Genomic DNA, 23119 nt, shown 5'->3' on the forward strand with positions numbered 1-23119 from the left:
GTAGCGCCCGGGACCCACCCCGGCGGCGTTCCGAGCCGTAGTGCCCGGGAGCCGCCTCGGGCGTCGTTGCGGCATGTGCAACCGCCATTGCGCGGTGCGCCGCGCCTGGGCAGGATGGGCGCCGTGACTAGCACCGCGCCCTCCCCCGGTTCCCCGGACTCCTCGCTGCTCGACCTCGCCCCCGTCATCCCCGTGGTCATCGTCCAGGACGCGGCCCAAGCGGTCCCGCTGGCCCGTGCGCTGGTGGCGGGCGGGCTGCCCGCGATCGAGGTGACCTTCCGGACGCCCGCCGCCGCGGACGCGATCCGGGCGATCGCCGATGAGGTCCCGGACGCGATCGTCGGCGCCGGGACCGTCCTGAGCCCGGAGCAGGTGGAGACGGCCGTCGCCGCCGGGTCGCGCTTCCTGGTCACACCCGGCTGGACGGACCGGCTGCTGGGCGCGCTGGACGCGTCCGGTCTGCCGTATCTGCCGGGGGTCTCGACCACTTCGGAGGTCGTGGCGCTGCTGGAGCGCGGGGTCGAGGAGATGAAGTTCTTCCCGGCGCAGGCGGCCGGAGGCACGCCGTATCTGAAGGCGCTCGCCTCGCCACTCCCCCAGGCCCGCTTCTGCCCGACCGGCGGGGTCAACGCCTCGAACGCCCCCGAGTACCTGGCCCTCCCCAACGTCGGCTGCGTGGGCGGCACTTGGATGCTGCCCTCGGACGCGCTGGCGGCGGGCGACTGGGGGCGCGTCGAGTCCCTGGCCCGGGAAGCCGCGGCACTGCGAGGGTGACAGCCGCTGCCGCGGTCGGCGCCCCTGGCGCGGCTTCCCCGCGCCCCTACCGCAGATGCGCCGTCTCGTTCAGCAGCCTCAACGACGCGTTCCCGTCCGCGTAGTACGCCACCGCCGACAGCGACGCCGCCGAGAGCTCCATGCGGAACAGGGTCTCCGGCGGGGCGCCCAGGGCCAGTCGGACCAGGGTTTTGATCGGTGTGACATGGGTGACCAGCAGCACCGTACGGCCCGTGTAACGGGCGATCAGCTTGTCGCGGGAGGCCGCGACCCTGCGCGTGACCGTCGCGAAGCTCTCGCCGCCGCCGGTGGGGGCCACCTTGGTGGAGGCCAGCCATGCCTCCAGGTCCTCCGGGTGGCGCTCCTTGACCTCCGCGAAGGTCAGGCCCTCCCATGCGCCGAAGTCCGTCTCCCGCAGCCCCTCCTCGACGCGAACATCCAGGCCCAGGCGCCGGGCCACCGCGTCGGCGGTCTCCCGGCAGCGCCGCAGCGGTGAGGTGACGATGGCCTGGATGGTGCCGCGTGCGGCGAGCGCCGCGGCCACCCGCTCGGCCTGGTGGCGGCCCACGTCGGAGAGCCCGGGGTCGGTGCCGCCGCTGCCGGAGAAGCGCTTCTCGGGGGTGAGCGGGGTCTCCCCGTGCCGGAGCAGGACGAACGTGGCGGGGGTGCCCAGGTCCGCCGAGCCCCAGCCCACCGCCGGGGCGCCGGTGGCGGCGGGCTCGGCGAGGGCGTCGTCGGCCGGAGCGGCGGGGGCCGCGGCCTCCGGCGCGCCCGCCGCCCGTGTGCCGCCCGCCGCCCGTGTGCCGCCGGGCGGCTCCTTCGGCTGCCACTGCTCGCCCCGCTTGCCCGCGTCCATCGCCTCGTTGGCGAGCCGGTCCGCGTGCTTGTTCTTCTCGCGCGGGATCCACTCGTACGTCAACTGGCCGGGCGGCATGATCGCCTTGGCCTCGGCGGCGAGCGGCCGCATATCGGGGTGCTTGATCTTCCAGCGGCCCGACATCTGCTCGATGACCAGCTTGGAGTCCATCCGCACCCGGACCTCGGCCTCCGGGTCCAGGGCTTTCGCCGCCCGCAACCCGGCGATCAGGCCCTTGTACTCGGCGACGTTGTTGGTCGCCGTGCCGATGTACTCGGCCACCTCGGCGAGCGGCTCACCGGTCTCCGCGTCGAGCACGACCGCGCCGTAGCCGGCCGGCCCCGGGTTGCCCCGGGACCCGCCGTCCGCCTCGACGACGAAGTGCCGCGCCATCGCCCTACAGCCCCGACTCGGGCGTACGGATCAGGATCCGGCGGCAGTTCTCGCACCGCAGCACCGTGTCGGGGGCCGCCGAGCGCACCTCGTTGAGCTCGGTGATGGCGAGCTCCTGACGGCAGCCGTCGCAGCTGCGCTGGTAGAGCCGGGCCGCGCCGACACCGCCCTGCTGCTCGCGCAGCTTGTCGTAGAGCTTCAGCAGATCGGCGGGGATGGTCCCGGCGATCACCTCGCGCTCCTTGGTGGCGGTCGCGATCTCGGCGTCGATCCCCTCGGCCGCCGCGTCCCGGCGCGACTGGGCGTCGCCGATCTTGGACTGGAGGGACTCCACCCGCTCGGTCAGCTCGGCGATCCGCTCCTGGGCGGACTCCCGGCGCTCCATGACCTCCAGGACGACGTCCTCCAGGTTGCCCTGGCGCTTGGCGAGGGAGGCGATCTCGTGCTGGAGGTTCTCCAGATCCTTCGGCGAGGTGACGGCACCGGAGTCCAGGCGCTTCTGGTCGCGGGCGGCGCGCTGGCGCACCTGGTCCACGTCCTGCTCCGCCTTGGTCTGCTCGCGGGCGGTGTCGCTCTCCTCGGTCTGCGCGGCGATGAGCAGGTCGCGGAGCTGGGTGTGATCGGCGTTCAGCGTCTCGATCTCGGCGTGCTCGGGCAGCGTCCTGCGCTTGTGCGCGAGTTGCGACAGCCGGACGTCGAGCGCCTGGACGTCGAGGAGGCGGATCTGATCGGCGGGCGCGGCATTCAGCGTGGGGCTCCAGGGGAGTCGGGTGGAACGGAAAACGAGGTCAGGGAAGTCACGGGGTCAGGGGCGGAAACTGCGAGCGGGCGTTCAAGCGGAGCAGATCGAGCGGAGCAGGGTCGAGCGGTGCAGGGTCGAGCGGTGCAGGGTCAAGCGGAGAAGGACGGAGCGGCCGCGCGGACGGCGGGGGCCGTGGCGTGGGCCGTCCAGGGATCGGTGACGATACGGGAGACATGCGTACGCAGGCCCCAGCCGTGCCGGTCGGAGATCTCGTCCAGCTGGGCCGCGGCCTGTTCCGTCCAGGGCCATTCGGTGGCCCAGTGCGCGGCGTCCACCAGGGCGAGATCGCTGTGCTCCCGTGCCTCCGAGGACGGGTGGTGGCGCAGATCGGCGGTGAGGAACGCGTCGACCCCGGCCGCACGCACCGCGTCGAAGAGGCTGTCGCCGGAGCCGCCGCTGACGGCGACCCGGCGGATCGTACGGTCCGGGTCGCCCGCGGCGCGGATGCCCTGCGCGGTGGCGGGCAGCCGGGCGGCGGCGCGCTCGGTGAACTCCCGCAGCGCCTCGGGGTGGTCGAGCTCGCAGACCCGGCCCAGACCGCGGCGGCCCTCGGGGTCGGTGGCGTCGGGCACCAGCGGGCCGACGATCCGCAGGTCGAGCGCGCCGGCGAGGGCGTCGGAGACGCCGGGGTCGGCGGTGTCGGCGTTGGTGTGCGCGACGTGCAGGGCGATGTCGTTCTTGATCAGCGTGTGCACCACCCGGCCCTTGAAGCTGGAGGCGGCGACCGTGGTCGTCCCCCGCAAATAGAGCGGATGGTGGGTGATCAGCAGATCGGCGCCGAGGTCCACCGCCTCGTCGGCCACTTCCTGGACCGGGTCGACGGCGAACAGCACGCGGGTGACCTCGGCCTCGGGGTCACCGCACACCGTGCCGACGGCATCCCACTGTTCCGCCCGCTCGGGCGGCCAGAGGGCGTCGAGTGCGGCGATGACGTCGTTGAGTGCGGGCACGGGGCAAGGCTACCTCCCGGATCACGGCTGAGCCCTGCCCCGGCCTTCACTCAGCGCGACGACGGTCGCCACGCGGGCTCCGCCCGGGAGCGGGGCTCGCTCCCGGGCGGCACCGCGAGTTCCCGAGCGGAAACGCTCATCCCTGGACGAGGTAGCCGCGGAGGTCGTCGAGGACCCGGTCGGCGGCGGTGACGCCGAGGCCCAGGTACCAGGTCTCCTCGTCGACGTTCTTGGCCTGGCCCGCCTTGACCGCCTTCAGCTTCTTCCACAGCGGGTTGGACTGCGCCTGGTCGCGCTTGGTGGCCTTGGGGTCGCCGTAGACGCCGGTGAAGATCCAGTCGGCGTCGGCGTCGTCGATCCGCTCCGGGCCGATCTCGGCGGCGAGGTCGTTGATCTGCTGGTTCTTCGGGCGCGGCAGGCCGACGTCCTGGAGGATGGTGCCGATGAAGGACGCCTTGGCGTAGAGCCGGGTGGCCTGCGGCATGAAGCGGAGCATGGTGATGGTCGGCTTGTCGGGGCCGATGTCCTCGCCGAGCTTCTTCGCCTTCTGCTCGTACGCGCCGAGTGCGCGCTCGGCGTCGGCGGTCCGGTCCAGCGCCGCGGCGTTGAGGAGGTAGTTCTCCTTCCAGGTGAAGCCGGGGCGGATGGCGAAGACGGTCGGGGCGATCTGCTTCAGCTCGTCGTAGAGCGGCTCGGCGCGCAGCTTGCTGCCGAGGATCAGATCGGGGTGGAGGGCGTTGATGGCCTCGAGGTTGAGGTTGTTGATGGTGCCGACGTTCTTCGGGTTCCCGGCGTCCTTCTTGAGGTAGTCGGGTATGGCCTGGTCGCCCTCGGAGGGTGCGTAGCCCACCGGCTTCAGCCCCAGCGAGACGACGTTGTCCAGTTCGCCGACGTCGAGCACCACGACCCGCTTCGGCTTGCTCTTGAGCTCGGTCTTGCCCATCGCGTGGGTGATGGTGCGGGGGAACGCGCCGGGCTTGGCGTCCGTGCCCATCTTCGCGGTCTGCTCGGCCGCCGAGCCGAAGTCCTTGCCGCCCTGGGCGACGGACTTGCCGCCCCCGCCGTTGCGCTTGGCGCCGTCCCCGTCGTCCGACGATCCGCAGGCGGCGAGGGACAGCGCCCCGGCCAGGGCGAGGGCGAGGGCGGCACTGCCGCGGACGCGCAGGGACATGACGGAGCTCCTGGGATAGCAGGGGCGCGCCATTCTCACGAGCGCGCCAATCGCACTTAGGTGTGCCTTACTTTAATCACAAACCATCCTCCCGTCGCTTACAGCACATTCACCCCCGACCTCTCAGGCGAATCGGGCAAGAGCCACACTTACGGGTGGAGCGCACCCATTACGGCCTTCGGCAGGGAGTGCGAAAACTACGTTCAGTGGCCGGAGGTGACTGACCGATGACTGCCTGTGCCTTCGACACCGCCCTCACCGGGGGCGTCGGCGACCGGCCACGAGGGGGTTTCACCATCGCCTCGGACCGCTCGTACGGCGCGCGGCTCGCGCTCAGCGAGGAGGCGTGCTGCTGGTACCCCGAGCGCTGGACGCTGGACGGCCCGGAGCCCTACGCCGTGCCGCTGCCCGCCGCCCAGCCCGAGGAGCCGGACTGCGAACTGCTGCCCCTGGCCGACGGGCAAGTGCTCATCCACCGCCGGGTGGCCGGACACCACGCCTTCTCGCTGCTCTACCCGGCCGGTCCCGGCACCGGCGAGCGCTCGCTCGGCGGCATCGACCGCGCCGAGGTCTCACTGCTGCCACCCGCGCCCGGCGGCCTGTGCGCGTTCGCGCTGGGGCGCGGACCGCGGTCCACCTCCGTCTGGCTGGTGGCCGGGGGCGGCGTCCTCTTCCCCCAGCATCTGGCCGAGGTGCCCGGCCGCTGTACGGGCGGCGGTTGGCTGGACCGAACGGGCCGGCTGCTGGCGCTCGACCGCGAACTCGACGGCCGGACGAAGACCGTGGTGGTCGATCTGCGGCGCGGCGGTGAGACCAGCCCGCTGCTGCAGATCACCGAGCGCAGCGACGACCGGCTGCTGCTCGCCGACCCCGACAGCGGTCTGCTGCTCGTACGGTCCGACGCACCCGGGGAGGAGCGGCTGGGGTGGGGGGTGCTGGGCAGCACCCGGCCGGTGCGGTTCCCGGACTGTCTGCGGCCCGCGGGGTGGTCGGAGGCCACGCCGTTCGCGGTGCAGCCGGGGCAGGTGCTGACGCCGGAGGCGTGCGCGGTGGCCTTCCGCGTCGACGGACGGGGCGGGGCCGGACGGCCGTGGGTGGGCGTATGGCGCCCGGCCGAGCGGCGGCTACGCGAGTTCCCCGCACCGGAGGGCTGGCTTCCGGGCGCGGGCCTGTGGACCCGGGACGGCGAGCTGCGGCTGCCGTACGCGACCCCGCAGGTGTCCTGCGGGCTGGCCCGGGTGCGGCCGTCGGGGGTGCCGGGGGCGGCGGCGCCGAGGCTGTCGGGGGGTTCTTGGGTACCGGCGGCGGCGACGGGTGGGGCGGGGGCGGCGCGGGTGGCGGACGTGCCGGAGGGGGCGGGCAGCCCGAGTGGTGCCTCGGGTGGCACTTCGGGCGGCGCCTCGGGTGCCGCGGGTGCCGCGGGCGTCGCGGGCGGTACCTCGGGCGGTGCCTTGAGCACCCCACGCGCGGCGGAACCGTCCGGGGCGCCGGAGACGCCGTGGCGATCGGACGACTCGACGGGGTCGTGGCGACGGGACGAGGCGGCGGGAGCGCGGCGACCGGAAGAGGCGACCGGGTCGTGGCGACCGGACGACGCGACGGGAGCATGGCCTCGGGACGAGGCGACGGGGGCGTGGCGACCAAACAGCGCGACGGGAGCTTGGCCACCGGACCACGCGACGGGATCGTGGCGGCCGGATGAGGCGACGGGAGCGCGGCGGATCGCGCGGGTGACACGGGTGTTGTCCAAGCCCTCCGGCCGAGTGGCCGAGGAGCCCCCGGGTCCGGGTCCGGCACCGGCCGCGGCGCGGGACGTGCGGACACCCCGGACGACGTCCCCCGCGGCCGAGATCGCGACCCGGATCACACCGTGGGCCCGGGTCGGCGGCCCCGGCGGCTCGGATCCCGCGCGAACGCCTGGGCTGACGCCGCTGCGGCCACCTGGACCGGCACCGGAGCTCAGACCGTCGAGAACGGCCGGGCTGACGCCTGAGCTGAGACCCTCGCGAAACGCCGGACCGACGCCTGAGCTGAGACCCTCGCGAACGGCCGGACTGGCACCGTCGCGGACACCCTCGCCCGAGCCGGTGCCGGTGCGGGAGCGGTCGCCGATGCCGGTGCGGGAATCGATGCCGGTGCCGGTGCGGATGCCGGAGCCCGAGGGCGGATCGGGTGTCGAGCCGTGGGGCGGGACCGGTTCATGGGCCGGGGTCGAGCAGGAGATGGGGCCCGAGCCGGACCCCGATCCCGGCTCCGGTACGAACCCCGCCCTGCGGCCCGTACCGCTGCAGCAGGCCCCGCTCGCCCGGCCCCCGCAGCCCCGGCCACCCCGCTGGGTCCGGGATCACCGCCGTGGTTAGACTCGGGCGGGGGCTGCGCGCCCCGGCGTACCGTCACGCGCGGGGCGCCCCGGGCGATGCGCATGGAAGGGCGTGCGACATCGTGGTCAGCCCCCTTCGCACAGTACAAAGCGATCTGACGGGGTGACGTACCCACCATGTCCGAAACCCACATCGACACGACCCAGGCGCGCCCGCGGAACGCCGCCGCCGCCCAGGCCGATGGCTCTCAGGGCAAGCACCGGGGGCAGGCCGCGTCCGAGGAGTCCCAGGCACCGGCCAACGGCCGCCACCGACGCCCGAATGAGAACGCCGCCTGAGATTCTCAGGATCTGAGATTCCCAGGATCGTCGTGAGAACCTCAGGCTCGTCCTGACACACCTCAGGCTCGTCCCGCACAGGGCGGCTTGGCCCTCCGGGGTGCGTTTCCGATCGCGGGACGGGCTGGATTTCCCGCGGAAGTCCAGCCCGTCCGGCGATCGTGGGACGCCCCCGGCCTGGGCCCCCAGGCCCCCCGACCCAGGTCCCAGGCCCCCACCCGGGCCCCCCTCCCGTCACCCCCGCTTCAGGCCCAGCACCTCCACCGCCGCGAAGCTCTCCCCGCCCCGCTCCGCGAAGTACGGCGTCAGCACCGCGTCCAGTTCCTCGAAGCCGAAGGCGTCCTCCTTGGCGTCCAGCTTCGCCGCCACCTTCGGCCGCTCCAGGATCGCCAGCATGCCGCCGTGCACCACGAACACCTGGCCGTTCACCTTCGCCGCGCCCGGTGAGGCGAGATAGCCGACCAGCGGGGCCGCGTGTTCGGGGGCGAGGGCGTCGAGCCGGCCGTCCTCCGGAACCTCGAAGTCCGCGAAGACGTCCTCGGTCATCCGGGTGCGGGCGCGCGGGCAGATGACGTTGGCCGTCACCCCGTACTTGGCGAGCGCCACCGCCGTGGAGGTGGTCAGCCCGACGATGCCGCCCTTCGCCGCCGCGTAGTTCGGCTGGCCCGGCGAACCGGCGAGGAACGCCTCCGAGGAGGTGTTGATGATCCGGCCGTGGACCGGGCCGCCCTCCGCCGCCTTGGACCGCTCGCGCCAGTGCGCGGCGGCGAAGCGGATGGTGTTGAAATGGCCCTTGAGATGGACCCGGATCACCGAGTCCCACTCGTTCTCACTCATCGAGAAGACCATCCGGTCGCGCAGGATGCCCGCGTTGTTGACCAGGATGTCCAGCGCGCCGTAGGTGTCGATCGCGAGCTGGACCAGCTCGCCCGCCTGCGCGAAGTCGGCCACGTCGCCCGCATGGGCCGTGGCCCGGCCACCCGCCGCGCGGATCTCCTCGGCGACCTGCTCGGCGGGGCCGGCCGATGCCTCGCCCGAGCCGTCGCGTCCGCCCTGTCCGTAGTCGTTGACGACGACATTCGCGCCCAGCCGGGCCAGTTCCAGGGCCTCGGCGCGGCCGAGGCCGCGTCCGGCGCCGGTGACGATCGCGGTCTTCCCTGCCAGCGGGCTTCCGGCCAGCGGGCTCCCGGTCAGTGGACTCCCCTCCGGGGGACCCGTCAGATCTCGATGCATGTGCGCAGTGCCTCCCCGGTCCGCATCTGGCCGATCGCGTCGTTGATCTCGCCGAGCCGCACCCGGTGGGTGATCAGCCCTTCGAGGTCGATCCGGCCCGCCCGCCACAGGTCGATGGTGCGCCGGTAGGAGCGGAGCACATCGCCGCCGCCGTAGAGCGAGGGCAGGATGCGCTTCTCGTCGAAGAACAGCTCGAACATGTTGAACTGCAGGAAGTCGTCGAGCGCCCCGGCCCCGACCACGCACAGCGTGCCGCCGCGCCGGGTGATCTCGTAGGCCCGGCGGGCGGTGGCGGAGCGGCCCACGACCTCGAAGACGTAGTCGAAGCCCTCGCCCGCCGTGACGGTGTTCTTGGCGGTGTCCAGACCGTCCGGCGCCACCGCCTCCGTGGCCCCGAAGCGCAGCGCGGCCTCGCGCCGCGACTCCACCGGGTCGACGGCGACGATCTGCGCGGCGCCCGACGCCCTGGCCCCCTGGATGGCGCTGATGCCCACCCCGCCGCAGCCGATGACCGCGACCGACGAACCGGCCTCCACCCGGGCGGTGTTGAAGACGGCCCCGAGCCCGGTGGTCACCCCGCAGCCGATGAGGGCCGCGATGTCGTACGGGACGTCGTCGGGGATCGGCACGGCACAGGCGGCGGGGAGGACGATCTCCTCGGCGAAGGTGCCCGTCCCGGACATGCCGAAGAGCTCCTGCGGACTGCCGCCGGAGCGCCGGAAGTTGGGGGTTCCGGCATTCATGAACCCGGCCAGGCACAGCTCGGTCTGACCGCGCTGACAGGCCGGACAGTCACCGCAGGCGGGCAGCCAGCACACCAGCACCCGGTCCCCGGCGCTCAGCCCGGTCACCCCGTCGCCCACGTCGAGGACCTCGCCCGCGCCCTCGTGACCGGGGATGAACGGCGCGGGCTGCGGCAGCACCCCGGCCATCGCGGAGAGGTCGGAGTGGCACAGCCCGGTGGCCCTCAGCCGCAGCCGGACCTTCCCGGGGCCGAAGCCCACCGCCTCGATGTCGTCGAGGACTTCGAGCTTGTCCTGTCCCGTCTCATGCAGTACGGCCGCGCGCACGACGCCTCCTTGGGGATCACACTGGGATCACGCTGGCTCAAGCCGGATCGAGCCGGTTCACGCCGGAACGAGCCTGTCCACGCCGGAACACTGCTCAAGCCGGATCGAGCCCGCTCGAACCGGATCAAACGTGGTCGACGATGGTGTCGGTGAGGACCGGCGCGTCGTCCCGCTCGACGGCGGTCGCCGTCACCTGGACGCGCCCCTCGTCCCGCCACATCCGCACGCGCAGGGTCTCGCCCGGGTACACCACCCCGGCGAAGCGGGTGGTGTACGAGCGCACCCGGGCGACGTCCCCGCCCAGCGCCGTGTCCACGACCGCCTTGAGCACCATCCCGTACGAGCACAGCCCGTGCAGGATGGGCCTCTCGAACCCCGCGACCTCGGCGAACGCGGGATCGGCGTGGAGCGGGTTCCAGTCGCCGGAGAGCCGGTAGAGCAGCGCCTGGTCCTCGCGGATGGCCCGCTCCACGGTGTGGTCCGGCTCCCGGGCGGGCGGCTCCACGCGGTCGGAGGGGCCGCGCTCGCCGCCGAAGCCGCCCTCGCCCCGGGCGAAGATCTGGGTGTCGCAGGTCCACAGCGGGCCGTCCGCGTCGGCGACGTCGGAGCGCAGCACGATGACCGCCGCCTTGCCCTTGTCGTACACCGCGGCGACCTTCGAGGTCTGGGTGGCGTCCCCGCTGACCGGGATCGGCCGGTGGAGTTCGACGGTCTGGCCGCCGTGCAGCACGGCGGCGAGGTCGACGTCGATCCCGGGGGCGCTCATGCCCCCGGCGACCGCCATACCGCCGCCCGCGACGGTCGCGAAGCTGGGGAGCACATGGAGCCTGCTCTCCAGGGTGTAGCGGAGCTCTTCGGGGTCGGTGGCGGGGATACCTGCGCCGATGCCCAGGTGGTAGAGCTGGATGTCCTTGTGCCCCCAGGTGAGAGCGGTGCTGCGGGGTTCGGCCGAGATGGCCTTGGCGGCATCGATGGGCATAGGGCGACAGCACTCCTTGGTCCGCTCGCTCGGCCACGGTCCGAAGACCCCGGCCCGCCCGTCCGCACCGTCGGCCGTGCCGGGGTCGTCGCTGGTCGGCCGGGTCGCGTCGCTCGCATGGATATGTAGAACGCGTTCTAGCCGATGGCACCCTGTATAGCCCAATCGCTCCGAAGGGGGAAGAGTGCTGACGGCCCATCAGACAGACATTCGGACCGCCGTCGGATGACCTTCGGACAACCGCTGTCCGAGGTGACCAAGGGCCCGGGACAAATGTCACGGCCATCCCCCGACATCCGCATCTGCCCAGCTCATAAGGGCTTCCGTAAGGTCGGACGCATGTATGCCACCGCCGCGCATATCGAGCGCCTCAAGCCGCCGGGCCGCCGCGCCTTCCTGCCGTGGCTCTTCATGCTCTCGGGGGATGTGCAGGCGCTCTTCAAGGGGAAGACCCCCCTGCCCTGGCTCGGCGGCGCGGGGGCGGCGGCCTTCGTCGCGCTCTACGTGACCGCCATCTACACCAGCCTGGACGAGCGCCGCCGCCACACCCGGGCCCCGTTGCTGGCGCTCGCCGGGCTGGCGGTGGTCACCTACGCGCTGGGCGTCGGCTACGCCGGGAACTGGCTGCTGTGCTTCCCGCTGCTGTCACTGGCCTCCGGCATCGTGCTGCGCGGGGGAAGGCGGACGCTGGGACCGGTCATCATCGTCCTGTCGTGCTCCGCCGGAGTCATCTCGGGGCTCCGCGGCGGCGCCTCGGACTCGCTCACGGTCTCGTACGGGACCATGCTGTCCGGCCTGGTGACGGCGGCCATCCTGTCGCTCTTCGAGACCGTCGCCCAGCTCCGCGCCACCCGCCAGGAGCTGGCCCGTACGGCGGTGGAGAAGGAGCGGCTGCGGTTCTCCCGCGATCTGCACGATCTGCTGGGCCACACCATGTCGGTCGTCGTGGTCAAGGCGGAGGCGGTGCGCCGGCTCGCCCCGAAGAACCTGGAGGCCGCGCTGGGGCAGGCCGCGGACATCGAGGCGGTCGGTCGGCAGGCGCTCACCGAGATCCGCGAGGCCGTCACCGGCTATCGCGAGGGCAGCCTGGCCACCGAGCTGGACCGGGCCCGCTCGGCGCTGGACGCCGTCGGTATCGAGGCCGCCGTCCGCCGCTCCGGACCGCCGCTGGCCCCGCAGACCGAGGCGCTGCTGGGATGGGTGGTCCGCGAGGGCGTCACCAATGTGGTGCGGCACAGCGGGGCGGCCCGGTGCGAGATCGAGGTCCGCGGCGGCATTGACGGGATACGGCTGGAGATCACGGACGACGGCGGCGGCGTAGGCTCCCCGAGCACGGCAACGGCAGGCCCTGGGGGCGCGGGCGGCGGAGCGGCAGAGGGCGCGATCGGCGGTACGGGCCTCAATGGCCTGGCCGAACGGCTGTCCGCGGCGGGCGGCTCGCTGGAGTCCGGCCCCGGCGGGCGCCGCGGCTTCCGGCTCGTCGCCGAACTGCCGGTGGACATGGAGGATCCGATGGAGCCCGAGGTCAAGGAGGCCCGGACGGCGTGAACGACGCGGACGGTGTGAGCGACACGCAGGGCGCGCCGGGTGCACAGGGCACGCAGAGTGCACAGGACGCGAACGACGCGAAGGGCGTGATCAAGCTCCTGCTGGCCGAGGACCAGGGGATGATGCGGGGCGCGCTCGCCCTGCTGCTCGGGCTGGAGGAGGACTTCGAGATCGTCGCGCAGCTCGGGAACGGCGACGAGATCGTGCCCCGGGCCCTGGAGACCCGGCCCGATGTGGCGCTGCTCGACATCGAACTCCCCGGCCGCAGCGGTCTGGACGCCGCCGCCGCGCTGCGCGAGGCGCTCCCGGAGTGCCAGGTGCTGATCCTCACCACCTTCGGCCGCCCCGGCTATCTGCGCCGCGCGATGGAGGCGGGCGCGGCCGGGTTCCTGGTCAAGGACGGCCCGGTCGAGGAGCTGGCGGTGGCGATCCGCCGGGTCCTGGCCGGTGAGCGCGTCATCGACCCGGGCCTGGCCGCCGCCGCCCTCAGCGCGGGCCCCAACCCGCTGACCCAGCGCGAGCGTGATGTGCTCTCGGCGGCGGTGGACGGCGCGACGGTCGCGGACATCGCGGCCAAGGTGCACCTGTCCCCCGCCACCGTGCGCAACTACCTCTCCTCGGCCATCGGCAAGACCCAGACCCGCAACCGCATGGAAGCCGTCCGCGCCGCCCGCCAGAACGGCTGGCTGTGAGCGCCGCACACCGACCCCTCCCCGACCTGCTGGGGAGGTCGTACGGGAGGATGGACCGGTGACTCAGTCTGCTGCTGCCGCCGCCGCGTCCGCGGTTCCCGACCGCACCGTGCTCGACGCCTTCGAGGAGGCGAGGGGGTTCATGCCGCTGGACGAGGGGCTGGCCCTTCATGCCGCCGCGGCCGACGCCGCCGGTCGGCTCGGGCTGCCGCTGCTCGAAGTCGGCACGTACTGCGGGCGCTCCACCATCCTGCTGGCCGACGCCGCCCGCGCGGCGGGGACGGTCGTCGTGACCGTGGACCATCACCGGGGCTCGGAGGAGCAGCAGCCGGGTTGGGAGTACCACGACCCGGAGGTGGTCGACCCGCAGGTGGGGCGGATGGACACGCTGCCCACCTTCCGGCGCACCCTCCACCAGGCCGGCCTGGAGGACCATGTCATCGCGGTGGTCGGGCGGTCGCCGCGGGTCGCGGCGGTGTGGGGGCGGCCGGTCGGGCTGGTGTTCATCGACGGCGGGCACACCGACGAGCACGCGAGCGCCGACTACGAGGGCTGGGCGCCGCATCTCGCGCCGGGTGGGCTGCTGGTGATCCACGACGTCTTCCCGGATCCGGCCGACGGCGGCCAGGCGCCGTACCGGATCTACCGCCGCGCGCTCGCCTCCGGCGCGTTCACCGAGGTCTCCGCGACCCGCTCGCTCCGCGTACTGCGCCGCACCGCCGCCGCGCACCCCGCCTGAGCCCCCGCTCACGGCCCACCCGCCTGTCGTCCGTCCCGGTCCGAGCACGCGGCAGGGCACCCGGCCGGCCCGCCCCGGCGACCGGCCCGCCTTGCCGAGCCGCGTCCCCGGCCCCCGCCGCCCACCTCGCGCGCGTCCCGGGCGCGGCTCGCCCCGCCGACGACCGCCCCGCCGACGACCGCCCCGGCGGCGGAGGGCGGACGGTGCCTCCTCGCCGCCGCGCAGAAGGTCCTCCGGTTGCCGCGCGGCAGGGCTTCCCTGCCGTACGCCCGACGAAGGCGCCGGGTGGTCGGCCTCGGCCGGAAGCAGCCCGGCGGCCGCCGGGCCGTCCGGTGACACCGTGCGGCACCGGCCTCGGCCGCGCCGGCGGGGGGCCGCGGCCGTCCCGGCGGCCTTGTCGCATCGGTCGGGCCGCTACCATCGCCCGCGTGTCCAACGGCAGCTTTCCTCCTGAGCCCGGTCGCCGCGGCGGCACCCTCGCCATCGTTCTGGCGGCGCTGATTCCCGCCTGCTTCGCCGGCTGGCTGCTGTGGAGTTCGCTGGGCGGTTCGAAGGACGACGGCGCGGACGGGGCGGGCGCGCCCACGACCTCCTCGACGTCCTCCCCGTCGCCCCCGTCGTCCGGCGCGCCCGCCGCGCACTCGCCGCCGACCCCATCCGGAAACGCGTCCGGAAAGCGGTCCGGAAAGCCCCTCGAGGGCAAGGTCGTGGTCATCGACCCCGGCCACAATCCGAACAACCGCGACCACTCCTCGCGGATAGCCCGGCTCGTGGACATCGGCACCGACGAGAAGGAGTGCGACACCACCGGCACGGCCACCAACTCCGGCTACGCCGAGGCGTCCTTCACCCTCGATGTGGCGCGCCGCGCCCGCACCCTGCTCGAAGCGCGCGGCGCCACGGTGCGGTTCACCCAGGACGGCGACCGGCCGTACGGGCCGTGCGTGGACGAGCGTGCGGAGATCGGCAACAAGGCCCACGCCGACGCCGTGGTCTCCGTGCACGCGGACGGCGCTGCCGCCGGGGAGCGCGGCTTCCATGTGATCCTGCCCAAGTCCGTACGCGGCGGCGGCGCGGACACCTCCGCCATCACCGCCCCCTCCCGCCGGCTCGGCGAGCGGCTGCGCAGCCGGTTCGCGAAGGCCACCGGCAGCGAGCCCGCGCAGTACATCGGCGACGGCAGCGGGCTGGATGTCCGGGGCGATCTGGGTGGGCTCAACCTCTCCACCGTCCCCAAGGTGTTCATCGAGTGCGGCAATATGCGCGACTCCCAGGACGCCGCCGAACTGACCGACTCGGCCTGGCGCGAGCGTGCGGCGGACGGTGTCGCACAGGGCATTACGGACTTCTTGAACGAGTAGCGCTCCCACAACCGAACGGGAGGTCACGAGCGGGATACCGATGGGACACCCCCGGTCTCCGCAGGTCGATTCACCCGTACGATGGGGCCCACCCCCGACGCCTTCGCGCCACGCGCCTGGCGGCAGCGCTACGTTAAGACGAAACCGACAAAGGACCTCACGTTGAACATCCGCTCGCTCACTCGAGGCGACGGCGTGGTGATCGGAGCAGCGGTGCTGCTGTTCATCGCCTCCTTCCTCGACTTCTACACCATCGACTGCGGCGGCAGCAGCTTCTGCAAGGACGCCGGTGAGAACGGATGGAAGTCCGACTTCTTCCCCGTACTGCCGTCGATCTTCCTTGCCGGGGTGATCGCCGCGGTGCTCATCGTCTCCGCTCGTTTCCAGCCCGCGGGCCGCAACCTCTTCGGGCTCTCGCTCGACCAGTGGGGCACGGCGCTCGCGGTCTTCGCGGCCTGGAGCTCGCTGTGGACGATCATCGGTGGCCCGGAGGGGGTCGACAAGGGCGTCGGACAGATCCTCGGCCTGATCGGCACGCTGGCGATGGCGGCGGTCGCGCTGCTCACCCAGCGCATCCCGGCCCTGAAGGCCCCACTGATGAACGCCTCCGGCCCGGCCCCGGCCCCGTACGGTGCCCAGGGCCCGCAGCCGGGGTACGGCTACCCGGGTGCTGCCCAGCCCGGCGCCCCCGCGCCGTACGGCGCCCAGCCAGGGCAGCCGCAGCCGGGGCAGCCGCAGCCCGGCCAGCCCTTCGGCGGCCAGCCGGCCCCGGCTCCGGCTCCGGCGCCCTCGGGCGGCGGGGACTTCGCCCCGTTCTGGTTCGCGGTGCCGGTGGCCCGTCCGCTGTACGCCGAGGACGGTTCGTCGAGCACCATCGCCGAACTGGCCCCCGGCACCTGGTACCTCGCGGTGGAGCAGCGCGGTCAGGCGCTGGTCGCCCAGACGCAGGACGGCCGTCGCGGCGTGCTGCAGGACACCACGGGGATCCAGCGCGGCTGACACCCGCCGCACGCGTTCCGTAGACGCGCCCGCGCGCGTCGCCTACGCGGCCCACGGCCCCTCGCCCGTAACGCTCGGGCGAGGGGCCGTTGCCATGTGCGCCCCCGGCCCGTACAGTCCGGCCGGTGCGGCTGACCTGCCGTCAGTCGTCTCTCCACCCTGTCCGGCGGAACGAGGGGGCTTCCATGCGGCTCGGTCTGGCGCTCGGCTACTGGGGCCGCGGCCCCGACCCCCGCCATCTGGAACTCGCCCAGGAGGCGGAGCGGCTGGGCTACCACTCGGTGTGGACCGCCGAGTCCTGGGGCTCGGACGCCTTCACCCCGCTCACCTGGCTCGCCGCGCACACCACTCGGATCGCGCTCGGCACGGCGGTCGCGCAGATGGCCGCCCGCACCCCCACCGCCACCGCGATGCAGGCGCTCACCCTGGACCATCTCTCCGGCGGCCGGATGATGCTGGGGCTGGGGCTGTCCGGACCGCAGGTTGTCGAGGGCTGGTACGGACGCCCGTTCCCCAAGAGCCCGCTGACGGCGACCCGTGAGTATGTCGAGGTCATCCGGCAGGTGCTGGGCCGTGCGGCGCCGGTGCGGCTCGACGGGCGCTACCACCCGCATCCGTACGCCGGTCCGGACGCCACCGGTCTCGGCAAACCGCTGAAGCCCATCGTCCATCCGCTCCGTGCCGATCTGCCGGTGCTGCTCGGGGCGGAGGGGCCGAAGAACATCGCGCAGACGGTGCGCATCGCGGACGGCTGGCTGCCGCTGTACTGGTCGCCGTCGCGGACGGAGCTCTATCAGGAGACGCTGGCCGAGGCCCGGGACGGCTTCATGGTGGCGCCGATGACACAGGTACGGGTGTGCACCGATGTGGCGGAGGGGCTGAAGCCGGTGAAGGCGATGCTCGGCTTCTACATCGGCGGTATGGGCCACGCGGCGCGCAATTTCCACGCCGATCTGATGGCCCGCTTCGGCTACGAGGCCGAGGCGCACCGGGTGCAGGAGCTGTTCCTGGCGGGCCGGCGCGCGGAGGCGATCGACGCGGTGCCGGACGCGTTCGCCGATGAGATCTCGCTGGTCGGGCCGCGTGAGCGGATCGCGGAGCGGCTGGAGTTGTGGCGCAAGGGCCCGATCACGGATCTGCTGGCGCTGGCGCCGGATCCGCGGACGCTGCGGGTGCTGGCGGAGCTGGTGGGCTGAGCGCGTCGTACGGGTGTGCGGCCACGCCGTAGTTTGGCTCCGCGGAGGCGGGCAACACGTGAGGCATGTCACGAAGTTATCGCCACGGAAGCAACCAGGCGGCGACCGTCGTGGCGGTCGTCGCAGACGTCATGGCCGTCATCCTCGGCCTCTGGATTCTGTTCGCCCTTCTCGACGCCAACCGCGCCAACGACCTCGTCACGGTGGTCCATGACGCGGCGAGCTGGCTCGCGAGCTGGTCCCATGACCTGTTCACCATGGACACGGACTGGCTCCGGACCGTCCTCAACTACGGCCTGCCGGCCGTGGTGTACCTGTTCATCGGCCACGCCGTCGCCGGGCGGCTCCGGCGGGGCTAGGGGTTCCGACGGACCGTGACGCCTGCGGCGGGCCGCTCCCCCTCCCCGCCCCTTCCCGTTACCAGGGGCTTCGCCCTGGACCCCAGGGTCTGGGGCGAAGCCCCACCACGCGGCGGAGCCGCATATCGATGCCGCGGGAAGGGGCGGGGCGGGGAGCAGCCCGCCGCAGGCGTCACGAGCCGCCGGACACCCCCTAGCCGCAGCAGTCCGAGTCCAGCCCGCGCGGCAGGCCCTCGCCGCCGAAGACGGCCGTGGTCGCCTCGTCGCCGCCCAGCGCCGCCACGGCGAGCAGCAGCGACCCGGCCGTCCAGGTGGTGCGCTCCTCCGGCCAGACCGCGTCGTCCTCGAAGACGTAGCCCGTCCAGTACAGCCCGTCCTCGGCCCGCAGCGGCGACTGGATCCAGCGCAGGATGTCCACCGCGTGGTCGGACTCCCCCATCGCCCAGAGCGCGAGCGCCAGTTCACAGCTCTCGCCGCCGGTGACCCAGGGGTTGGGCGAGACGCAGCGCACCCCGAGCCCCGGGACCACGAAGCGGTCCCAGCCCTCCTCGATGCGCTCCTTGGCGGCGGCGCCGGTCAGCGCGCCGCCGAGGACCGGGTAGTACCAGTCCATCGAGTAGCGGCGCTTGTCGAGGAACCGCTCGGGGTGGTGGCGGATGGCGTGGCCGAGCAGCCCTGCCGACAGCTCCCAGTCGGGCTGGGGCTCCTCGCGGTGCTCGGCGATGGCCAGGGCGCAGCGCAGGGCCTGGTAGACGGAGGAGGAGCCGGTCAGCAGGGCGTCGGGGTCGATGGTGCCGTCGGCGGCGCGCCGCCAGCCGATCTGGCCGCCGCTCTGCTGCATCCCGAGGACGAACTCGATGGCGGCGAAGACGGTGGGCCAGATCCCGTCGAGGAAGGCGTCGTCGCCGGTGGAGAGGTAGTGGTGCCAGGCGCCGACGGCGATGTAGGCGCAGAAGTTGGACTCCCGGGCGCGGTCGGTGGGGTCGGCGGCGGCCACGCCGTCCGGGGTGTCGGGGTAGGCCGCGTACCAGGAGCCGTCGGGGTTCTGGTGCCGGACCAGCCAGCGGTAGGCGGCCGTGGCGTGCTCGTGCTCGCCCGCCGCGTCCAGCGCCATCGCGGCCTCGATGTGGTCCCAGGGGTCGAGGTGGTGGCCGCGGAACCACGGTATGGCGCCGTCCGCGTGCTGGACGGCGGCGATGCCCCCGACCGTGCGCAGCACCTGTTCGGGGCTGAGCACGCCGGGCAGCGCGAGCCGTTCGGTCCGGGGGCCGGGGCGCGGTCCGAGCGCCGTCACGCCTGGTCCTCACGCGGGGTGTGGGGCTTGGTCGCGTAGGCCACGAAGCTCTTGCCGACGATCGGGTTCAGCGCGCGCTCGGCGACCCGGGTGGCCAGCGGCTTCTTCATGATGTCCCACACCAGCAGCTTGTGGTACGCGCGCACCGGCAGCGCCTTGTCGTTGTCGACCCCGAAGGCGCACTTGAGCCACCAGTACGGGCTGTGCAGCGCGTGTGCGTGATGGGTGCCGTACGGCCGCAGCCCGGCCCCGCGCATCTTCTCCAGCAGCTCATCGGCGCGGTAGATGCGGATATGGCCGCCCTCGACCTCGTGGTAGGCGTCCGACAGCGCCCAGCAGACCTTCTCGGGGCCGTAGCGCGGCACGGTGACGGCGATCCGGCCGCCGGGCCGCAGCACCCGCACCATCTCGGCGAGCACGCCCTTGTCGTCGGGTATGTGCTCCATCACCTCGGAGATGATGACCACGTCGAAGCTGTCGTCGGGGAAGGGCAGCGCGAGGGCGTCGCCCTCCATGGCGGTGGCCGTGGCGCCCGCCGGGGCCTCACCGGCCTCCTTCATGGCGGCGAACCACTTGGCGACCTCGCGTATCTCCTCGCCGTTCTGGTCGAGCGCGACGACCTGGGCGCCGCGCCGGTAGCACTCGAAGGCGTGCCGGCCGGCGCCGCAGCCGAGGTCGAGGACGCGATCGCCGGCGGCGAGGGGGAAGCGGGAGAAATCGACGGTCAGCACGGGGGTCTGCTTTCGTCCGGCGGGTTCGTGGGGCGGGAGGGGGCAGGGGGCGGGGCTCAGCGGCGGGCGGCCGGCGCGGATACGCCGATGGCCCGGCGGTACTGCTCGACGGTGCCGCGCGCGGCCTGTTCCCAGGTGAAGCGGCGCAGCACCCGTTCACGGCCCGCGACGCCCAGCCGTCGTCTGAGGTCGGCGTCGCCCAGCAGCCGGATCAGGGCCGCGGCGAGCGCGCCGGCGTCGCCGGGCGGTACGGCCAGGCAGGTCTCGCCGTCGGGTCCGGCGACCTCGGGGATCGCACCGCCGGTGGTGGCGACCAGCGGGGTGCCGGTGGCCATGGCCTCGGCGGCGGGCAGCGAGAACCCCTCGTACAGCGAGGGCACACAGGCGATCTGGGCGCTACGCACCAGGTCCACCAGTTCGGCGTCGCTGATGCCCTTGACGAACTCGACGGCGTCCTCGAGTCCGTGGCGCGCCATGGTGGTGGCCACCGGTCCCTCCTGCGGCCGCTTGCCGACGACGACCAGATGGGCCTCGGGGTTCTCGGCGCGGACCTTGGCGAGCGCCTCGATCAGATACACCAGGCCCTTGAGCGGCACATCCGCGCTCGATGTGGTGACGATGCGCCCGGGGGTCACGGGGACGGCGGGGTCGGGCGAGAACAGCCCGGTGTCCGCGCCGATGTGCACCACGTGGATCCGGTCCGGCCGCACTCCGAGGTCCTCGACGATCTCCCGGCGGGAGGAGCCGGAGACGGTGAGCACCGAGGGCAGCCGCCGGGCCACCCGCTTCTGCATCCGGGTGAAGCCGTACCAACGGCGCACGGAGAACCGGCGCTTCCAGCCGTCGGCGGCGTCCAGCTCGAGCTGCCGGTCGACGGTGATGGGGTGGTGGATGGTGGTCACCAGCGGGAAGCCGAGCCGCTCCAGGCCCAGCAGCCCGTATCCCAGGGTCTGGTTGTCGTGGACGACGTCGAACTGGCCGGGGCGCGCGGCGAGATGGCGGCGGGCGCGCAGGCTGAAGGTGAGCGGCTCGGGGAAGCCGCCGGTCCACATGGTGGAGACCTCCAGGGCGTCGACCCAGTCCCGGTACTCCTCGCGCCGGGGCGTGCGGAACGGGTCGGGCTGGCGGTAGAGGTCGAGGCTGGGCAGCTCGGTGAGGCTGACGCCCTCCCCGGCGTCCAGCACCGGATACGGCTGGGCGCCGATGACCTCGACGGTGTGGCCGAGCCGGGCGAGCTCCCGGGAGAGATGGCGCACATAGACGCCCTGGCCCCCGCAGAATGGATTCCCCTTGTAGCTGAGCAGGGCGATGCGCAGCGGCCGTTCGTCGGTGGCGGTGGGGGGTGCTGCTCGAAGCGGGTCGGCCCCGGTCTCCTGCGCGGCCTCTGCGGTCACTCGCGCCCCCTCCTTGGTGCAGTTCAGCGGGAGCGTATCCGCTTCCGTTTATCTAGAACAAGTTCCACTAACGCATCCCCTGAGGAGTCACGAAGATACCTGCCCCGCATGGCCGCTCCAGGGCCGGGGCGGGTGATCCCTACCACTCGGTAGCCAAGACGCCGGGGAGAAGTTGGCAATGGGCGTGTGCACCGGGCGGGCCACCGGCCGACCCGCCCGCGAGCGCCGCGCGGCGACAACCCGTCCCAACCGCCGCGACAGCAACCTGCCCCAACTGCGCGGACACGGGTGCTTCGGGGAGGACCCGCGCTAGCCTAGAACGAGTTCCAGTGACTCGCAGGCCCGGGCCGGTCCTGCGATCATGCACGGTGTCCGCTTACCCCCGACCCGCACACGCAACACATTCGAAGTGGGACAAATGACCGCAGAAGTCAAGCCAGCCGCCCTGCAGCTGACCGAGCGACAGGAAGCGCGCCGCCGGCGCATCCTGCACGCCAGCGCCCGGTTGGCCAGCCGAGGCGGCTTCGACGCGGTCCAGATGCGCGAGGTCGCGGAGAACTCCGGGGTGGCGCTCGGCACCCTCTACCGCTACTTCCCCTCCAAGGTCCATCTACTGGTCGCCACGATGCAGGACCAGTTGCAGCATATGCATGAGACGCTGCGCAAGCGCCCGCCGACCGAGGAGGAGCCGGCCGCCCGGGTCGCCCAGACCCTGATGCGCGCCTTCCGCGCCCTGCAGCGCGAACCCCATCTGGCCGACGCGATGGTGCGCGCCCTCACCTTCGCCGACCGGTCGGTCAGCCCGGAGGTGGACACGGTCTCCCGGCTCACCACCGCGATCATCCTGGACGCCATGGGCCTGGACGACTCCCCGACGCCCGAGCAGCTCTCCGCCGTCCGCGTCATCGAGCACACCTGGCATTCGGCGCTGATCACCTGGCTCTCGGGGCGCGCCTCGATCGCCCAGGTCAAGATCGACATCGAGACCGTCTGCCGTCTGATCGACCTCACGGCGCCCGCCCCGGCCGGGTAGCCGGGCGGCGTTCCGGGCCGAGGCGTCCGATAGCCGGGCGGCGTACCGCACAACAGGGGCGCATGGGCCAAATCTTGCGCCCCTTCGAGCCTCCGGACGTGGTTTGTGCGCCCTCGCGCCCCCTCTTGGCTCAAATTCCGCGTTCACGCTCTGCCCAATCCCGGTATTCATGAACGGCGCGCGACAGAGCGACAACGGCGCGCGACGAGAGAACGCATCGTGGGGGGTGGAGAAGTTCGTGATCAGGTTACTTCTGGTACACGAGTCAGGGCTGCTGAGATCGGCTCTGGCCTCGGTGATAGGAGCCGAACCAGACATCGAGGCAGCCGCGTGTGCCTGGCGTGACGCGCGTAGCAAGGCCCGTTCCTTGGTGCCGCAGGTGTGCGTGGTGGACACGGACTGCCCGGCGGCCGACAAGGCGGCACGCAAGGGCGAGTGGGGGAAGTTCGTCGCCTCCGCCTCTGGGGAGGGCGGGGACTGCGGACTGCTGGTGCTGGTCAACTCGGAGCGGCCGGGCCCACTGCGCCGCGCCCATGAGGCCCGGGCACTGGGATACGTCGACAAGGACGCCCCACCGCAGCGGCTGATCGAGGCCATCCGGCGGGTGGCACGGAAGGAGCGCTATGTCGACGACGCGCTGGGCTACGGCTTCCTCCAGGCGGCCAAGATCCCACTGACCGAGCGTGAGCTGGGCGTGCTGTCGCTGGCCGCCGACGGCGCCTCCATCCCGGAGATCGCCCGTACGCTCCACCTGTCCACCGGGACGATCCGCAACTACCTGGCCGCGATCACCCGGAAGACCGGGGCGCGCAACCGCGTGGACGCCATACGGATATCCCAGTGCGAGGGCTGGGTCTGACCCCTGCCGACGGCGGCTGGGGGAGCC

22 protein-coding genes are annotated in these 23119 nt (G+C 73.0%); 12 read left to right on the forward strand and 10 right to left on the reverse strand.

The features are described from left to right. The first annotated feature begins 114 nt into the window (after positions 1-114). A complete protein-coding gene (gene eda / locus CGL27_RS15640) occupies positions 115-774 on the forward strand; it encodes a bifunctional 4-hydroxy-2-oxoglutarate aldolase/2-dehydro-3-deoxy-phosphogluconate aldolase (RefSeq protein ID WP_078641102.1) in 660 nt (219 codons plus the stop codon). A gap of 46 nt (positions 775-820) precedes the next feature. Here eda and CGL27_RS15645 read toward each other — a convergent pair whose 3' ends face one another. The 4 genes from CGL27_RS15645 to CGL27_RS15660 form a co-directional block, all read right to left on the reverse strand. After that, positions 821-2023: a bifunctional RNase H/acid phosphatase gene (locus CGL27_RS15645; RefSeq protein ID WP_119987537.1), complete on the reverse strand. Its 1203-nt coding sequence runs from the start codon at positions 2021-2023 to the stop codon at positions 821-823. 4 nt (positions 2024-2027) lie between these two features. Continuing rightward, complete coding sequence (locus CGL27_RS15650; RefSeq protein WP_119987540.1) at positions 2028-2771, reverse strand: C4-type zinc ribbon domain-containing protein; 744 nt, start codon at positions 2769-2771, stop codon at positions 2028-2030. A gap of 143 nt (positions 2772-2914) precedes the next feature. Further along, positions 2915-3775 (reverse strand): Nif3-like dinuclear metal center hexameric protein, encoded by an 861-nt coding sequence (locus CGL27_RS15655; protein WP_119987544.1) that lies wholly within the window; start codon positions 3773-3775, stop codon positions 2915-2917. A gap of 136 nt (positions 3776-3911) precedes the next feature. Further along, entirely contained in the window at positions 3912-4946 is a 1035-nt protein-coding gene (locus tag CGL27_RS15660; RefSeq protein WP_119987547.1) for an iron-siderophore ABC transporter substrate-binding protein, read from the reverse strand. A gap of 227 nt (positions 4947-5173) precedes the next feature. On the opposite strand from CGL27_RS15660, the gene CGL27_RS53480 reads away from it, so the two are divergent. After that, positions 5174-7306 carry a hypothetical protein gene (locus tag CGL27_RS53480; RefSeq protein WP_205587700.1) on the forward strand — a complete coding sequence of 711 codons (2133 nt, stop codon included), beginning with the start codon at positions 5174-5176 and terminating at the stop codon, positions 7304-7306. A gap of 137 nt (positions 7307-7443) precedes the next feature. Further along, complete coding sequence (locus tag CGL27_RS50040; RefSeq protein ID WP_162952987.1) at positions 7444-7605, forward strand: hypothetical protein; 162 nt, start codon at positions 7444-7446, stop codon at positions 7603-7605. A 234-nt stretch (positions 7606-7839) separates the two neighbouring features. Here the strand turns inward: CGL27_RS50040 and CGL27_RS15670 are convergent, their stop codons facing one another. The 3 genes from CGL27_RS15670 to CGL27_RS15680 form a co-directional block, all read right to left on the reverse strand. After that, on the reverse strand, positions 7840-8838 hold the full coding sequence (locus CGL27_RS15670) for a 3-oxoacyl-ACP reductase (RefSeq protein WP_240450509.1): 999 nt from the start codon (positions 8836-8838) through the stop codon (positions 7840-7842). After that, the gene (locus CGL27_RS15675; protein WP_078641107.1) at positions 8823-9908 is read right to left on the reverse strand and encodes a Zn-dependent alcohol dehydrogenase; all 1086 of its coding nucleotides are present in this window, start codon (positions 9906-9908) and stop codon (positions 8823-8825) included. The genes CGL27_RS15670 and CGL27_RS15675 overlap by 16 nt, the downstream gene beginning before the upstream one ends. A 124-nt stretch (positions 9909-10032) precedes the next feature. Further along, complete coding sequence (locus CGL27_RS15680; RefSeq protein ID WP_119987549.1) at positions 10033-10887, reverse strand: MaoC/PaaZ C-terminal domain-containing protein; 855 nt, start codon at positions 10885-10887, stop codon at positions 10033-10035. A 339-nt stretch (positions 10888-11226) separates the two neighbouring features. On the opposite strand from CGL27_RS15680, the gene CGL27_RS15685 reads away from it, so the two are divergent. The 7 genes from CGL27_RS15685 (at position 11227) to CGL27_RS15715 (ending at position 17781) form a co-directional block, all read left to right on the forward strand. Next, positions 11227-12435 (forward strand): histidine kinase, encoded by a 1209-nt coding sequence (locus CGL27_RS15685; RefSeq protein WP_119987552.1) that lies wholly within the window; start codon positions 11227-11229, stop codon positions 12433-12435. An 86-nt stretch (positions 12436-12521) separates the two neighbouring features. Further along, positions 12522-13127, forward strand: coding sequence for a response regulator transcription factor (locus CGL27_RS15690; RefSeq protein WP_043240772.1), 606 nt, complete (start codon positions 12522-12524; stop codon positions 13125-13127). Positions 13128-13269: 142 nt separating this feature from the next. Continuing rightward, complete coding sequence (locus CGL27_RS15695) at positions 13270-13866, forward strand: class I SAM-dependent methyltransferase (RefSeq protein WP_240450980.1); 597 nt, start codon at positions 13270-13272, stop codon at positions 13864-13866. A gap of 428 nt (positions 13867-14294) precedes the next feature. After that, positions 14295-15227, forward strand: coding sequence for an N-acetylmuramoyl-L-alanine amidase (locus tag CGL27_RS15700; protein WP_240450510.1), 933 nt, complete (start codon positions 14295-14297; stop codon positions 15225-15227). Positions 15228-15389: 162 nt separating this feature from the next. After that, positions 15390-16226, forward strand: a complete 837-nt coding sequence (locus tag CGL27_RS15705) for a DUF5336 domain-containing protein (RefSeq protein WP_205587701.1) — start codon at positions 15390-15392, stop codon at positions 16224-16226. Positions 16227-16411: 185 nt separating this feature from the next. Beyond that, positions 16412-17422, forward strand: coding sequence for an LLM class F420-dependent oxidoreductase (locus CGL27_RS15710; protein ID WP_119987557.1), 1011 nt, complete (start codon positions 16412-16414; stop codon positions 17420-17422). Between the two features lie 65 nt (positions 17423-17487). Beyond that, positions 17488-17781 (forward strand): hypothetical protein, encoded by a 294-nt coding sequence (locus tag CGL27_RS15715; protein WP_119987559.1) that lies wholly within the window; start codon positions 17488-17490, stop codon positions 17779-17781. Between the two features lie 193 nt (positions 17782-17974). Here CGL27_RS15715 and CGL27_RS15720 read toward each other — a convergent pair whose 3' ends face one another. From CGL27_RS15720 to CGL27_RS15730, 3 genes are read right to left on the reverse strand one after another with little or no spacing between them, the layout of a single operon-like run. Further along, complete coding sequence (locus CGL27_RS15720) at positions 17975-19075, reverse strand: prenyltransferase (RefSeq protein WP_119987562.1); 1101 nt, start codon at positions 19073-19075, stop codon at positions 17975-17977. After that, on the reverse strand, positions 19072-19806 hold the full coding sequence (locus CGL27_RS15725; protein WP_119987565.1) for a class I SAM-dependent methyltransferase: 735 nt from the start codon (positions 19804-19806) through the stop codon (positions 19072-19074). The genes CGL27_RS15720 and CGL27_RS15725 overlap by 4 nt, the downstream gene beginning before the upstream one ends. Before the next feature lie 56 nt (positions 19807-19862). Then, positions 19863-21200 carry a glycosyltransferase family 4 protein gene (locus tag CGL27_RS15730; RefSeq protein ID WP_119987567.1) on the reverse strand — a complete coding sequence of 446 codons (1338 nt, stop codon included), beginning with the start codon at positions 21198-21200 and terminating at the stop codon, positions 19863-19865. A gap of 418 nt (positions 21201-21618) precedes the next feature. On the opposite strand from CGL27_RS15730, the gene CGL27_RS15735 reads away from it, so the two are divergent. Next, complete coding sequence (locus tag CGL27_RS15735; protein ID WP_078641115.1) at positions 21619-22233, forward strand: TetR family transcriptional regulator; 615 nt, start codon at positions 21619-21621, stop codon at positions 22231-22233. A gap of 238 nt (positions 22234-22471) precedes the next feature. Continuing rightward, positions 22472-23092 (forward strand): response regulator transcription factor, encoded by a 621-nt coding sequence (locus CGL27_RS15740; protein WP_205587702.1) that lies wholly within the window; start codon positions 22472-22474, stop codon positions 23090-23092. Positions 23093-23119 lie beyond the last annotated feature (27 nt).

The sequence above is a fragment of the Streptomyces sp. 11-1-2 genome (assembly GCF_003595545.1).
GTDB classification, from domain to species: domain Bacteria; phylum Actinomycetota; class Actinomycetes; order Streptomycetales; family Streptomycetaceae; genus Streptomyces; species Streptomyces hygroscopicus_B.

Excerpts from the sequence above, each read along its gene's own strand:
- CGL27_RS15710 (WP_119987557.1), top strand. The coding sequence starts at position 16,412 with ATGCGGCTCGGTCTGGCGCTCGGCTACTGGGGCCGCGGCCCCGACCCC.
- CGL27_RS15670 (WP_240450509.1), bottom strand. The coding sequence starts at position 8,838 with ATGCATCGAGATCTGACGGGTCCCCCGGAGGGGAGTCCACTGACCGGG.
- CGL27_RS15735 (WP_078641115.1), top strand. The coding sequence starts at position 21,619 with ATGACCGCAGAAGTCAAGCCAGCCGCCCTGCAGCTGACCGAGCGACAG.
- CGL27_RS15680 (WP_119987549.1), bottom strand. The coding sequence starts at position 10,887 with ATGCCCATCGATGCCGCCAAGGCCATCTCGGCCGAACCCCGCAGCACC.
- CGL27_RS15715 (WP_119987559.1), top strand. The coding sequence starts at position 17,488 with ATGTCACGAAGTTATCGCCACGGAAGCAACCAGGCGGCGACCGTCGTG.
- CGL27_RS53480 (WP_205587700.1), top strand. The coding sequence starts at position 5,174 with ATGACTGCCTGTGCCTTCGACACCGCCCTCACCGGGGGCGTCGGCGAC.
- CGL27_RS50040 (WP_162952987.1), top strand. The coding sequence starts at position 7,444 with ATGTCCGAAACCCACATCGACACGACCCAGGCGCGCCCGCGGAACGCC.
- CGL27_RS15660 (WP_119987547.1), bottom strand. The coding sequence starts at position 4,946 with ATGTCCCTGCGCGTCCGCGGCAGTGCCGCCCTCGCCCTCGCCCTGGCC.
- CGL27_RS15685 (WP_119987552.1), top strand. The coding sequence starts at position 11,227 with ATGTATGCCACCGCCGCGCATATCGAGCGCCTCAAGCCGCCGGGCCGC.
- CGL27_RS15695 (WP_240450980.1), top strand. The coding sequence starts at position 13,270 with ATGCCGCTGGACGAGGGGCTGGCCCTTCATGCCGCCGCGGCCGACGCC.
- eda (WP_078641102.1), top strand. The coding sequence starts at position 115 with ATGGGCGCCGTGACTAGCACCGCGCCCTCCCCCGGTTCCCCGGACTCC.
- CGL27_RS15645 (WP_119987537.1), bottom strand. The coding sequence starts at position 2,023 with ATGGCGCGGCACTTCGTCGTCGAGGCGGACGGCGGGTCCCGGGGCAAC.